Source organism: Gilliamella sp. Lep-s35 (genome assembly GCF_009795845.1).
GTDB lineage: Bacteria > Pseudomonadota > Gammaproteobacteria > Enterobacterales > Orbaceae > Gilliamella.
The window spans coordinates 1-228 of record NZ_WTEX01000100.1; the positions used below are offsets into that span (position 1 = coordinate 1).

The 228-nt window shown below is 37.7% G+C and carries 1 protein-coding gene; it reads right to left on the minus strand.

What is annotated here, in order from left to right:
- Positions 1 to 205 (minus strand): IS3 family transposase (locus GQ590_RS12610; protein ID WP_368669183.1); only part of this gene is annotated, 205 nt, incomplete at its 3' end.
- Positions 206 to 228 lie beyond the last annotated feature (23 nt).

Here is a 228-nt window from a genome sequence, read left to right on the forward strand (position 1 = left end):
GTTTTAACTCACAATACACCCGGTAAACCCGTTTACGATTCCATTGATAACCGAGCTTTCTGATACGATTAAAACATTTAGGAAAGCCCCAGCGTAAATGCCTTTCCGTGATAGCATTCAACACCAAAATAATCACCGAATCATCCTGTAACTTAGGTTTATAATAGTAAGCACAACGGCTTAAGCCAACAATGGCACAACTCATAGTAATAGTAACTGAATGATTTT